The following is an 11640-nucleotide window of genomic DNA, read 5'->3' as shown; positions in this document are numbered from 1 at the left end:
CTTGGTCCTTACGCGGCCTGCCGCGCCTGCGGCTTGCGCCGCACATAAAGAGTCTTCTGCACCCGCGCCACCAGGGTACCGGCGCCATCGCGCACTTCCACATGCAACTTGGGCAGGTACTTGTCGCCAGCGGCAGTGTGCTGGCGAATTTCCTCCAGCAGGTGCTCGTCAATGTGGAAGTCAGCAAATACCGGCCCCTTGCCGGGGCTGACGAATTCGATGTTGGCCGCCTTGTCCCAGACGATGTAGTCGCGCCCGAGGTTCTCCATGATCATCAGCATGAAGAACGGATCGGTCATCGAATACAACGAACCGCCGAACTGGGTGCCGACGTAATTGCGGTTGTACCAGCCCAGCCCCATACGCACCCTGATCTGGCGCATGTCTGCGGCCAGCGACTGGATGCGGATACCTGCGCCGAGGTACGGCGGGTAGAAGTTCATGGCCCAGCGCAGAAAGCGCGCCTTGCGAGCCAGACGTTGCTTGTTCATGGTCATCCTAATAGCGTGTGCCCAGGCCCATGGCCTGGCGGGCAAACCAGCGCTTGGCCGGCGGCAGCAGGTCGAGCCCCAGCAAACCGAGATTACGCCCACTGACCAGCAGCGGCTGGGCATTGGAAAACAGCCGGGTCACCCGGTCGGAAAAGCCCACCGTCATGTCCTGATCGAGGCGTTGGGCCTGCACATAGGCCTGCAGTACGGGCAGTGTTCCCAGGTTCTGCGGGTCGCCAGCGAGCAGGGTGTCGGCCAGCGCCAGCACATCGCGCAGCGACAGGTTGTAGCCCTGCCCGGCAATCGGATGCAGGCTGTGCGCGGCATTGCCCAGCAAGACCAGATGGGAACGCACCTGTTCCTCGGCCTCGATCAGCGTCAGCGGGTAGAGGTGGCGGCTGCCTACCTGGCGCAACGCGCCGAGGCGATAACCGAAGGCCTCCTGCAGTTCGCCGAGAAAGGCCCGCTCATCCAGCTGCTGCAGACGCAAGGCTTCGTCATGCGGGCGTGTCCAGACCAGCGCGCAGCGGTTGTCCGACAGCGGCAGCAAGGCCATCGGCCCGGCATCGGTGAAGCGCTCGAATGCCTGGTTGGCATGTGGCTCGGCCGGGCTGACATTGGCGATCAGCGCCGTCTGCCCGTAGGGCGTGGCGCGCACGGCGATACCCAGCTGCTCGCGCAGGTTCGAGCGCCCGCCGTCAGCAAGGATCGCCAGATCACACTCCAGGCGCTGGCCGTCGGCCAGCTGCAGGGCATAACCATCGGCCAGCGGCTGCAACGACTCGACCTGCGCCGGGCAGCGCCACTGCACCACGCGTTTGTCGAGCGCCTGCCACAGGCAGTGCCCCAGCCAGGCGTTTTCCACCACGTAGCCCAGCGCCGGCACGCCCTCATCCGCCGCGCACAGGCGAGCCGCAGCAAAGTGCCCACGGTCGGAAACATGGATGCTGTCGATCGGCTCGGCACGCGGCGCGATGAGCGGCCACAGGCCCAGGCGCTCGTAGATCTGCCGTGTGCCGTAGGACAGCGCACTGCTGCGCGCGTCATAGCTCGGCTGGTAATCGCTGCCCGGGGCAAAGGGCTCGATCAGCACGATCTGCCAGCCGCGCTGCAATGCGCCCTGCTGCAACGCCAGCGCCAGGCTGGCACCGACCAGGCCCCCACCGACGATGGCGATCTGCACACGACTCATCTCAGGCAGCCCCGTTGCGCGCGGCGGCCATCAGCGCCTCGATCTCGGCGATGCTTTTCGGCACGCCGCCGGTGAGGATCTCGCAGCCGCTCCTGGTCACCAGCACGTCATCTTCGATGCGCACGCCGATGCCGCGCCATTTCTTGGCGACCTGCTCGTTGTCCACGGCGATATAGATACCCGGCTCGACCGTCATCGCCATGCCCGGCTCGAGCACGCGCCATTCGCCGCCGACCTTGTAGTCGCCGACGTCGTGCACATCCATGCCCAGCCAGTGGCCGGCGCGGTGCATGTAGAAGGGCTTGTAGGCCTCGGCGGCGATCAGCTCGTCGAGCGCACCTTCGAGCAGGCCCAGCTCGAGCAGGCCGGCGGTGATCACCCGTACCGTCGCCTCGTGCGCTTCATTCCAGTGCTTGCCCGGAGCGATTTCCTTGAAAGCGGCCTCCTGGGCGGCCAGCACCAGCTCGTAGATCGCCTTCTGCTCGGCCGAGAAGCTGCCGCTGACCGGGAAGGTGCGGGTGATGTCGCTGGCGTAGCAGTCGATCTCGCAACCGGCGTCGATCAGCACCAGGTCGCCGTCCTTGAGCGGTGCATCATTCTCGCGGTAATGCAGGATGCAGGCATTGCGTCCGGCAGCGACAATCGAGCCGTAGGCCGGCATCTTCGCCCCGCCCTTGCGGAACTCGTAGTCCAGCTCGGCTTCCAGATGGTACTCGTACAGGCCGGCGCGGCACGCCTGCATGGCCCGGACATGGGCACGCGCGCTGATCTCAGCGGCCTCGCGCATCACCTTGGCCTCGGCCGCGCTCTTGTACAGGCGCATGTCGTGCAACAGATGGTCGAGGGCGACAAATTCGTTGGGCGGCTGCGCGCCCTGGCGGGCCTTGGAACGGATCAGGTTGATCCACTCCATCAGCCGGTGGTCGAACTCCTGATTACAGCCAATGGCGTAGTAGACGCGATCACGCCCCTCGATCAACCCGGGCAGAATGTCGTCAATATCGCCAATCGGGAAGGCGTCGTCGGCGCCATACTGGCTGACCGCACCTTCCTGGCCGGCGCGCAGACCATCCCACAGCTCACGCTCGGGATTGCGCTCGCGGCAAAACAGTACGTACTCGCCATGCTCGCGGCCGGGAATCAGCGCCAGCACCGCCTCCGGTTCGGGGAAGCCGGTGAGGTACTGGAAGTCGCTGTCCTGGCGATACACATGCTCGACGTCGCGGTTGCGGATATACACCGGCGCCGCCGGCAGGATGGCGATGCTGTTGGGTTCCATCTGCGCCATCAGCGCCTTGCGCCGACGGGCATATTCAGCCTTGGGAATACGCGACATGCGAACAACCTCAGTGCAGGGCCGGCTTATTCTCGGCCGCCAGGGGCGCGGCACACTCAGCGAACAGCAACAGCGGGGCAACCCGCAGGTATTCCATGACCTCCATGAAATCGCTCTCGCCGTCCTCGGACTCTTCCAGCGCTTCCTCGACCTGGGCAATCGACGCCAGGTCCTCGAGCACCTCGACCGCTTCGCCAGACAGCGCGCGGTCACCGGCGGTCAGGCCAAAGCCGGTGAGGAAGCCCTGACACCACTGGCCCATGGCCTGGGCGCGCTGCAACAACGGCTGCTCGTCGTCGGGCAGCATCACCAGCAGCGCCATCTCGCCGCCGGCCAGCTCGTTGCGGAGCATGTCCTGCAAGCCCAGCAGGGCCTGGCGTACCGTATCGGGCAGTGGCTCGCCGAGCAGCTCGACAGCATCCTGCAACCAACCCTCTGCGGCAAAGCCCGCGCCGGCACAACTGCGCCCGACCAGCAGGCCATGCAGTTCGGCGGGGGAAACAGGCTGCTCGCAGGTGGCCAGCAGGTCGGCAAAGGCGGAATAGGCAGAACGGGATTCGGACATGGGCAAGGGACGCCACTCGGCGCAATCACTGGATTGGAAGGCCGCTATCCTAGCACCCCGCCACGGGCCAAGACCAATCACGCCAGCCCATGCGCCCACGCCTGGCTTGCGCTATAGTCGCGCCATTTGGCAGCGAAGAAAGACCCCATGCCCAATACCGACCTGCAGAGTCTGACCGCCAAGCTGGACCAGTTGCTGCGTCGCGTGGAGCAGCTGAAGGCACACAATCGCCTGTTGCAGGCCAACGAGAAGGCCTGGCGCGAGGAACGTGCCCAACTGATCGAAAAGAACGAAACCGCCCGTCAGAAGGTCGAAGCGATGATTTCTCGCCTCAAGGCCCTGGAGCAGGACACATGAGCCAAGCCAATACCGTCACCGTGCACATTCTCGACAAGGAATACTGCATTGCCTGCCCGCCAGAGCAGCGCGGCAACCTGGAAAGCGCGGCGCGCTATCTGGACGGCAAAATGCGCGAGATCCGCTCCAGCGGCAAGGTGATCGGCGCCGACCGGATTGCCGTGATGGCCGCACTGAATATCACCCACGACCTGCTGCACAAGCAGGATCGCCTCGACCAAGAAGCCAGCGATACCCAGCAACAGGTACGTGATCTGCTCGACAAGGTCGAACAGGCGCTGGGCGATAGCGAGCAGGACACCCGCAGCCTGTTCTGAGTTTTTTAGCAAACGGCAACCGACGCGCAGGCAGATGGCGGTATAATCCGCACATCCCTGGGGTGTTGGCCAGTCGGTGATGTCCCTGAGCCGATACGCACAACCACGGGGGTGCCACCAAGGCCGGTGTGCATGTCCGCCCGACGGAAAGCCTTAACGCCTTGTGTCACCTCCACCTTGAACTTTCGGGTTCAAGGGCTAAACCGACAGCGGCACTACCGGGGAGCCTCTTTCAGGATGTCCATCCCTACCGAACAGCCTACCCGCCATAGCCTGCGCCGCCAGCTGCGCGAAGCGCGCCGCGCGCTGAGCCGGCTGGAACAACGGCAGGCCAGCCTCGGTCTGTATCGGCAACTGGCGCAACATCCCAATTTCCGCCGCGCCCGACACATCGCGCTGTATTTGCCCAACGATGGCGAAATCGACCCGCAACCCCTGCTGCGCGCCGCTCAGCGCCGCGGCAAGCATACCTACCTGCCGGTACTGGCCAGCTGGCCGCGCACGCACATGCGCATGCAGCGCCTATTGCCTGGCGAGCGCCTGCAACGCAACCGTTTCGGCATAGCCGAACCGCGCCCGAATCGCGCCCGGCAACGCCCACTGTGGGCACTCGACCTGTTGCTGCTGCCGTTGGTGGGTTTCGATGAACAGGGTGGCCGCCTGGGCATGGGCGGCGGCTTCTACGACCGCAGCCTGGCCTATCGCCAGCGCCGCAAGCGCCTGCTCGGGCCGCGTCTGTTCGGCCTGGCTCATGAGTGCCAGAAGGTTGCCTGCCTGCCGCTGGCCAGCTGGGACGTACCGTTGCACGGCGTGATCACCGCGCAACGCCGCTACGGTTGCTGAATGACGGTCTCGGCCTGTGGCTGCCAAAGTGCCTGGCTGTAGGCCGTGGTTACTAGGCCGAGCCCGAGAAGAATGACCAATACCCAGAGAAGATCCGGTTTCTTGCCTTGCATACCTGCCCCCGCGAAGTCGTTCAGTTCCCGCGACGCAATCAGCGCCGGCGGAGCTGCACGCAGTCGTTATGACGACCTTGTTGCTCTTGTTTATGGCAGGGACTGTCCATTCCCCAAAGCCGCCACAAACCCTGTGCGGTTGGCCTGGCAAGCCAGGCGAGGCATTCTCCGAAAAGCTGGCGGAACAATGCAAATTTCTGGCGTCAAACTCCAGTAATCGCCGCAGTATGATCCTTGTCTGACAATCTATTCTGTGCACTGAATCGCACTAGGAAGCAAAGCCGATGCCCTACTGGCTGATGAAATCCGAGCCCGACGAATTCTCCATCGACGACCTGGCCGAGCGCGGCCAGGCTCGCTGGGATGGCGTACGCAACTACCAGGCGCGCAACTTCCTGCGCCAGATGCAGGTGGGTGAGCGGTTCTTCTTCTATCACTCCAGCTGTGCCGAACCAGGCCTGGCAGGGATCGGCGAAATCGTCCGGACGGCGTACCCCGACCCCACCGCCTGCGACCCGCAGAGTGTCTATCACGACCCGCGCTGCCTGCGCGGCGAGAACCCCTGGTCAGCCGTCGAGGTCGCTTTCGTCTGCCGTTTCCAACCCCTGCTGAGCCTGCGCCAGTTGCGCACCCAGGCCCATCAGGCAGCGCTCGCCGACCTGGAACTGCTGCGCAAGGGTAGCCGCCTGTCCGTCATGCCGGTCAGTACAGCGGCCTGGCAGGCCCTCTGCACGCTGGCCGACGTTCCGCCAGGTTGATGCACATCAACGCGCGTTGTTGACTGTTCGGCCATACTCCGCGCACAGTCGACAAGCCGCAATGGCGCCGTCAGCCGCCCTGCAGAGGCGCACAATAACAACACCCTTTCTGATCGATGTTCCGTGCCCGGCAGGCCGCTGGCCGTGTCGCGCACCTTTTGGCACGAGGCAAATGGATGAACACGCGTAACGGCACCCCCTGGATAAGCCGTCTGGCCATAGGCGCCGCCGTGTGTGCGGCCGTGGCGCTGGCCTGGTATGAACTGCGCCCGCAGGGGCTCGGTGAAGGCTTTGCCAGCGGCAACGGGCGTATCGAAGCCACCGAAGTGGATATCGCCAGCAAGCTGGGCGGACGCATCGCCAGCATTGCCGTCGAGGAAGGTGACTTCGTCAGCGCCGGTGATGTGCTGGCCAGCATGGATACCCAGGTACTGCAGGCACAACTGGCCCAGGCCGAAGCCCAGGTGCGCCAGGCCGAGAACAGCCGGCGCACTGCCGAGGCGCAGGTCAGCCTGCGCGAAAGCGAGGCCGTGACCGCCGCCGCCATCGTCCGCCAGCGCCAGGCCGAACTGGACGCCGCACGCAAGCGCCATGTGCGCAGCGCCGCGCTGGTCGCACGCAATGCCCTGGCCCAGCAACAACTGGACGACGACCTGGCCCGTCGGCAGAGTGCCGAGGCCGCTCTGGCCGCGGCACGCGCCCAAGTGCTCTCCGCCGAAGCCGGCATCAGCGCCGCACGCTCGCAGGTCATCGAAGCCGAGTCGGCCATCGAAGCCGCGCGCGCCAGCGTGGCACGCCTGCAGGCGGACCTCGACGACAGCCAGCTCAAGGCACCGCGCGCCGGACGCATCCAGTACCGCCTGGCCCAACCTGGCGAGGTACTCGGGGCGGGCGGCCGGGTACTCAACCTGGTCGACCTGGGCGATGTCTACATGACCTTTTTCCTCCCGGAGCGCGTCGCCGGACGCGTGGCCCTCGGCCAGGAGGTACGCCTGGTGATAGATGCCGCGCCGCAGTATGTGCTTCCTGCCCGTGTCAGCTACGTGGCCAGCGTCGCGCAATTCACACCGAAGACCGTGGAAACCGCCAACGAGCGGGAGAAACTGATGTTCCGGGTCAAGGCGCGCCTCGACCCGGCGCTCCTGCAAAAGCACCTGCAGCAGGTCAAGACCGGGGTTCCCGGCATGGCCTACCTGCGCCTGGACGAGAGCCTGCAGTGGCCGGACGAACTGGCCCTGCGCGTGCCTGAATGAACAGCGCGGAGGTGGTCGCCAGGCTGCAACAGGTCAGCCTGCGCTATGCCGACAAGCTGGCGGTGGACCAGGTCAGCCTGGAGATCCCCGCCCGGCAGATGGTCGGCATGATCGGCCCGGATGGCGTCGGCAAGTCCAGCCTGCTGGCGCTGATCGCCGGCGCCCGGCAAATCCAGCAGGGCCAGGTCGACGTGCTGGGCGGCGACATGGCCAGCAGTCGCCACCGCCGCCAGGTCTGCCCGCATATCGCCTACATGCCGCAGGGCTTGGGCAAGAATCTCTACCCGACGCTGTCGGTGTTCGAGAACCTGGACTTCTTTGGCCGGCTGTTCGGCCAGGACCGCGCCGAACGCGAGGCGCGCATCGATGAACTGCTGCGCAGCACCGGCATGGCAGCCTTTCGCGAACGCCCGGCCGGAAAGCTGTCCGGCGGCATGAAACAGAAGCTCGGACTGTGCTGCGCGCTGATCCACGATCCCGACCTGCTGATCCTCGATGAACCGACCACCGGCGTCGACCCGCTGTCACGCAACCAGTTCTGGGAGCTGATCGCACGCATCCGTCAGCAGCGCCCGCACATGAGCGTGCTGGTGGCCACCGCCTACATGGAGGAAGCCGAACGCTTCGACCACCTGCTGGCGATCAACGACGGTCAGTTGCTGGCCGCCGGCAGCCCCGCCGAACTGCGCCAGCGCACCGCCTGCGCCACCCTGGAAGAGGCCTTCATCGCCCTGCTCCCGGAAGCACGACGGCGCAATCACCAGGCCCTGCACATCCCGCCGCGAACCCAGCACGATGCAGCCGCGCAGATCGCCATCGAGGCACGCGAACTGACCTGCCGCTTCGGCGACTTCGTGGCCGTCGACCGGGTCAATTTCCGCATCGAGCGCGGGGAAATCTTCGGTTTCCTCGGTTCCAACGGCTGCGGCAAATCGACCACCATGAAGATGCTCACCGGGCTGCTGCCGGCCAGCTCCGGCGAAGCCTTCCTGTTCGGCCAGGCCATCGACCCGCACGACATGGCGACTCGTCGGCGGGTCGGCTACATGTCCCAGGCCTTCTCGCTGTATAGCGAACTGAGCGTGCGTCAGAACCTGGAGCTGCATGCCCGGCTGTTCCATCTGCCCGCGGCACAGATTGCCGGGCGCGTCGCCGAGATGGTCGAGCGTTTCGACCTCGCCGAGGTGCTCGACAGCCTGCCGGACAGCCTGCCGCTTGGCTTGCGCCAGCGCCTGTCACTGGCCGTGGCGGTGATCCACCAGCCGGAAATCCTTATCCTCGACGAACCCACCTCGGGGGTTGACCCGGTGGCCCGCGACGGCTTCTGGCAGCTGATGATCGACCTGTCGCGCCGCGACGGGGTGACCATCTTCATCTCCACCCACTTCATGAACGAAGCCCAGCGCTGTGACCGCATCTCGCTGATGCATGCCGGCAAGGTGCTCGACAGCGACACCCCGGCCGGCCTGATGGCCAAGCGCGGTCTGCCCAGCCTGGAAGCCACCTTCGTCGCCTATCTGCAGGAAGCCGTGGGCAGTCCGCCCGCGCCAACCGACAACCCGGCCACGCCGGCCAGTCCACGTCCGTCGGCGGCCAGCCCGCGCTTCAGCCTGTTGCGCCTGTTCAGCTATGCCTGGCGTGAGGCCCTGGAGCTGCGCCGCGACCTACTGCGCGGCAGCATGGCGCTGTTCGGTACCGTGCTGCTGCTATTCATCATCGGCTACGGCATCAGCCTGGATGTCGAAGACCTGTCCTTCGCCGTGCTCGACCGCGACCAGAGCGGCAGCAGCCAGCAATACCTGCTCAACCTGGTGGGCTCACGCTATTTCATCGAGCGCCCGCCCCTGCACGACTATGCCGAGCTGGAACGACGCATGCGCAGCGGCGAAATCAGCCTGGCCGTGGAAATCCCGCCGAACTTCGCCCGTGACCTGAAACGCGGCGCCAGCCCACAGGTCGCCATGTGGATCGACGGCGCCATGCCGACCCGTGCGGAAACCATCAAGGGCTATGTGCAGGGCATGCACCAGAGCTACCTGCAGGAACTGGCCCGCCAGTCCAGCCAGGCCAGCGCAGCGCTGCCGGTGAACCTGGAGGTGCGCTACCGCTACAACCCCGACGTGGAAAGCCTCAAGGCCATGGTGCCGGCGGTCATCCCGCTGCTGCTGATGCTCATCCCGGCCATGCTCACCGCGCTGGGCGTGGTGCGCGAAAAGGAGCTGGGTTCGATCATCAACCTCTACGTCACCCCGGTTACCCGCCTGGAATTTCTCCTGGGTAAACAGCTGCCTTATGTCGCGCTGGGCATGCTCAGTTTCCTGCTGCTGGTGCTGCTGGCGGTCGGCGTGTTCGACGTCCCCCTCAAGGGCAGCCCGGCCACCCTGCTGCTCGGTGGCCTGTTGTACATCTTCTGCGCCACCGGCCTGGGCCTGCTCATGTCGACCTTCACACGCAGCCAGATCGCTGCGGTGTTCGGCACCGCCATCGCCACACTGGTCCCGGCCATCCAGTTCGCCGGGCTGATCTACCCGGTGTCGTCACTGGAAGGCTTTGGCGCGCTGATCGGCCACCTGTATCCGACCTCGCACTTCCTGGTGATCAGCCGTGGCACCTTCTCCAAGGCCTTGCAGCTGAGTGACCTGTACCCACAGTTCCTGGCCCTGTTGCTGACCATCCCGCTACTGACCCTGCTCAGCGCCCGACTGCTGAAAAAACAGGAGGTCTGATGCTGTCCAACATCTTCCAGCTCGGCCTCAAGGAACTGCGCAGCCTGCAGCGCGACTATGCCCTGTTGCTGCTGATCCTCTGGGCCTTCAGCCTTGGCGTCTACACCGCGGCCAGCAGCATGCCGGAAAGCCTGCACCACGCGAGCATCGCGGTGGTCGACGAGGACCGTTCAGCGCTCTCGCAACGCCTGGTCGATGCCTTCCAGGAGCCGTACTTCCGCACCCCGCAGCGTATCGACCTGGCCGAGATGGATCGCGGCATGGATGGCGGGCGCTATACCTTCACCCTGAATATTCCGGCCAACTTCCAGCGTGATGTGCTGGCCGGGCGGCGGCCGGCAGTGCAGTTGAATGTCGATGCCACCCAGGTCAGCCAGGCCTTCACCGGCGCCGGCTATATCCAGAGCATCGGCCTGGCGGAAGTCAGTGAATTCCTCCAGCACTACCGGGGCACGCCGGCGCAGGCCGCCGAGCTGCAGGTCAAGGTGTCCTTCAACCCCAACCTGACCCGGGCCTGGTTCGGCTCGGTGATGGAAGTGATCAACCAGATCACCATGCTGTCGATCATCCTCACCGGGGCGGCGCTGATCCGCGAGCGCGAGCACGGCACCGTGGAACACCTGCTGGTGATGCCGGTGACGCCGCTGGAAATCATGCTGGCCAAGGTCTGGTCGATGGGGCTGGTGGTATTGCTGGCCACCGCGCTGTCATTACTGCTGGTGGTGCAGGGTTGGCTGCAGGTGCCGATTCACGGCTCGCTACTGCTGTTCCTCGGCGCTACCGCGCTGCACCTGTTCGCCACGACCTCGATGGGTATTTTCTTCGGCACCGTGGCGCGCTCGATGCCGCAACTGGGCCTGCTGATCATCCTTGTGCTGATCCCGCTACAGATTCTCTCCGGCGGCACCACGCCGCGCGAGAGCATGCCCGAACTGGTCCAGCAGCTCATGCTGGCGGCCCCTACCACGCACTTCGTCAGTCTGGCGCAGGCCATTCTCTACCGAGGCGCCGGGCTGTCGATCGTCTGGCCGCAATTGCTGGCGATCATCGTCATCGGCAGCCTGTTCTTCCTCGCCGCGCTACTGCGCTTTCGCAAGACCCTGGCGCAGATGGCCTGAGGCCCGCCGCGCCGGGTTTCAGGGCTGGACGATCAGGTTGTTGAACAACAGGTCCTCGACCAGCGGCTGCCCCTCTTCCTGCTCCAGGACCTGGCGGGTCAGGCGCAAGGCCTCCTGGCGCAGCGCTTCCTTGGCCTCCAGGGTGGCCAGCGACTCCTGGGTCTGCTGGGAGAACAGCTCGATCAGCTGATTGCGGATCAACGGCTCGTGATAGGCCACCTTGGTCTCTGCCTCGCTACCGCTGACACGCAGGGCGATATCGGCCTTGTAGTACTGCAGGCGCGGCCCCGGACCAAAGTTGCCGACCAGCGCGGGGAACAGCGTGACATAGGCGGCGGCGGGCTTGGCCGCCTCACCTTCCTTCTCCTCCTCGGCCTGCGCGAACAGGGCAAAGGGCAGCAACAGGGCCAGCAACAGGCTACGGGTGATCTTCACGGCAATTCCTCCAAGGGCAATGCGCCCAAGCATAGCCGTTGCCCGACGCACACCCAAGCCCAACGCTTATGCCCCGCCATCAGCTGACGGCATGCTGATTGACCGCCCCCCAACGCCCCCTACACTGAGGCAGCCA

General features: G+C 65.3%; 12 protein-coding genes and 1 other RNA gene. 8 read left to right on the top strand and 5 right to left on the bottom strand.

Annotated elements, in window-relative coordinates; translation table 11 throughout:
* Positions 1 to 8 precede the first annotated feature (8 nt).
* From CFY91_RS02905 to CFY91_RS02890, 4 genes are read right to left on the bottom strand one after another with little or no spacing between them, the layout of a single operon-like run.
* The gene (locus CFY91_RS02905) at positions 9 to 491 is read right to left on the bottom strand and encodes a DUF4442 domain-containing protein (protein WP_093984845.1); all 483 of its coding nucleotides are present in this window, start codon (positions 489 to 491) and stop codon (positions 9 to 11) included.
* Between the two features lie 7 nt (positions 492 to 498).
* Positions 499 to 1683, bottom strand: coding sequence for a 2-octaprenyl-6-methoxyphenyl hydroxylase (gene ubiH, locus CFY91_RS02900; RefSeq protein WP_093984844.1), 1185 nt, complete (start codon positions 1681 to 1683; stop codon positions 499 to 501).
* 1 nt (position 1684) lies between these two features.
* Positions 1685 to 3019 carry a Xaa-Pro aminopeptidase gene (gene pepP, locus CFY91_RS02895; protein WP_093984843.1) on the bottom strand — a complete coding sequence of 445 codons (1335 nt, stop codon included), beginning with the start codon at positions 3017 to 3019 and terminating at the stop codon, positions 1685 to 1687.
* A 10-nt stretch (positions 3020 to 3029) separates the two neighbouring features.
* Positions 3030 to 3584, bottom strand: coding sequence for a UPF0149 family protein (locus tag CFY91_RS02890; protein ID WP_093984842.1), 555 nt, complete (start codon positions 3582 to 3584; stop codon positions 3030 to 3032).
* Positions 3585 to 3731: 147 nt separating this feature from the next.
* Between CFY91_RS02890 and CFY91_RS02885 the strand changes: the two genes are divergently transcribed.
* The 8 genes from CFY91_RS02885 to CFY91_RS02850 all read left to right on the top strand — a co-directional run bounded on the left by CFY91_RS02885 (position 3732) and on the right by CFY91_RS02850 (position 11069).
* A complete protein-coding gene (locus CFY91_RS02885) occupies positions 3732 to 3941 on the top strand; it encodes a TIGR02449 family protein (RefSeq protein WP_093984841.1) in 210 nt (69 codons plus the stop codon).
* Positions 3938 to 4258 (top strand): cell division protein ZapA, encoded by a 321-nt coding sequence (locus tag CFY91_RS02880; protein WP_093984840.1) that lies wholly within the window; start codon positions 3938 to 3940, stop codon positions 4256 to 4258. Before CFY91_RS02885 ends, CFY91_RS02880 begins: the two co-directional genes overlap by 4 nt.
* 51 nt (positions 4259 to 4309) lie before the next feature.
* A non-coding RNA gene (gene ssrS / locus CFY91_RS02875) (6S RNA) lies at positions 4310 to 4487 on the top strand.
* A gap of 8 nt (positions 4488 to 4495) precedes the next feature.
* Entirely contained in the window at positions 4496 to 5101 is a 606-nt protein-coding gene (locus tag CFY91_RS02870; RefSeq protein WP_093984839.1) for a 5-formyltetrahydrofolate cyclo-ligase, read from the top strand.
* Positions 5102 to 5498: 397 nt separating this feature from the next.
* On the top strand, positions 5499 to 5972 hold the full coding sequence (locus CFY91_RS02865; RefSeq protein ID WP_093984838.1) for an EVE domain-containing protein: 474 nt from the start codon (positions 5499 to 5501) through the stop codon (positions 5970 to 5972).
* A gap of 176 nt (positions 5973 to 6148) precedes the next feature.
* A complete protein-coding gene (locus CFY91_RS02860; protein WP_093984837.1) occupies positions 6149 to 7225 on the top strand; it encodes an HlyD family secretion protein in 1077 nt (358 codons plus the stop codon).
* Positions 7222 to 9951 (top strand): ribosome-associated ATPase/putative transporter RbbA, encoded by a 2730-nt coding sequence (gene rbbA / locus CFY91_RS02855; RefSeq protein WP_093984836.1) that lies wholly within the window; start codon positions 7222 to 7224, stop codon positions 9949 to 9951. Before CFY91_RS02860 ends, rbbA begins: the two co-directional genes overlap by 4 nt.
* On the top strand, positions 9951 to 11069 hold the full coding sequence (locus CFY91_RS02850; protein ID WP_093984835.1) for an ABC transporter permease: 1119 nt from the start codon (positions 9951 to 9953) through the stop codon (positions 11067 to 11069). Before rbbA ends, CFY91_RS02850 begins: the two co-directional genes overlap by 1 nt.
* Before the next feature lie 18 nt (positions 11070 to 11087).
* Here CFY91_RS02850 and CFY91_RS02845 read toward each other — a convergent pair whose 3' ends face one another.
* Positions 11088 to 11537 carry a flagellar basal body-associated FliL family protein gene (locus CFY91_RS02845; RefSeq protein WP_093984834.1) on the bottom strand — a complete coding sequence of 150 codons (450 nt, stop codon included), beginning with the start codon at positions 11535 to 11537 and terminating at the stop codon, positions 11088 to 11090.
* Between the last annotated feature and the right edge of the window lie 103 nt (positions 11538 to 11640).

Origin of the sequence: Pseudomonas fluvialis, assembly GCF_002234375.1 — a bacterium.
In the GTDB taxonomy this organism is placed as follows: domain Bacteria; phylum Pseudomonadota; class Gammaproteobacteria; order Pseudomonadales; family Pseudomonadaceae; genus Aquipseudomonas; species Aquipseudomonas fluvialis.
Note: the sequence above shows the minus strand (reverse complement) of the source record. Positions and strands in the feature narration are given on the sequence as shown.

What these genes read in the sequence shown, in the direction of transcription:
- CFY91_RS02905 (WP_093984845.1), bottom strand. Translation starts at nt 491, where the DNA reads ATGAACAAGCAACGTCTGGCTCGCAAGGCGCGCTTTCTGCGCTGGGCC.
- ubiH (WP_093984844.1), bottom strand. Translation starts at nt 1,683, where the DNA reads ATGAGTCGTGTGCAGATCGCCATCGTCGGTGGGGGCCTGGTCGGTGCC.
- pepP (WP_093984843.1), bottom strand. Translation starts at nt 3,019, where the DNA reads ATGTCGCGTATTCCCAAGGCTGAATATGCCCGTCGGCGCAAGGCGCTG.
- CFY91_RS02890 (WP_093984842.1), bottom strand. Translation starts at nt 3,584, where the DNA reads ATGTCCGAATCCCGTTCTGCCTATTCCGCCTTTGCCGACCTGCTGGCC.
- CFY91_RS02885 (WP_093984841.1), top strand. Translation starts at nt 3,732, where the DNA reads ATGCCCAATACCGACCTGCAGAGTCTGACCGCCAAGCTGGACCAGTTG.
- CFY91_RS02880 (WP_093984840.1), top strand. Translation starts at nt 3,938, where the DNA reads ATGAGCCAAGCCAATACCGTCACCGTGCACATTCTCGACAAGGAATAC.
- CFY91_RS02870 (WP_093984839.1), top strand. Translation starts at nt 4,496, where the DNA reads ATGTCCATCCCTACCGAACAGCCTACCCGCCATAGCCTGCGCCGCCAG.
- CFY91_RS02865 (WP_093984838.1), top strand. Translation starts at nt 5,499, where the DNA reads ATGCCCTACTGGCTGATGAAATCCGAGCCCGACGAATTCTCCATCGAC.
- CFY91_RS02860 (WP_093984837.1), top strand. Translation starts at nt 6,149, where the DNA reads ATGAACACGCGTAACGGCACCCCCTGGATAAGCCGTCTGGCCATAGGC.
- rbbA (WP_093984836.1), top strand. Translation starts at nt 7,222, where the DNA reads ATGAACAGCGCGGAGGTGGTCGCCAGGCTGCAACAGGTCAGCCTGCGC.
- CFY91_RS02850 (WP_093984835.1), top strand. Translation starts at nt 9,951, where the DNA reads ATGCTGTCCAACATCTTCCAGCTCGGCCTCAAGGAACTGCGCAGCCTG.
- CFY91_RS02845 (WP_093984834.1), bottom strand. Translation starts at nt 11,537, where the DNA reads ATGCTTGGGCGCATTGCCCTTGGAGGAATTGCCGTGAAGATCACCCGT.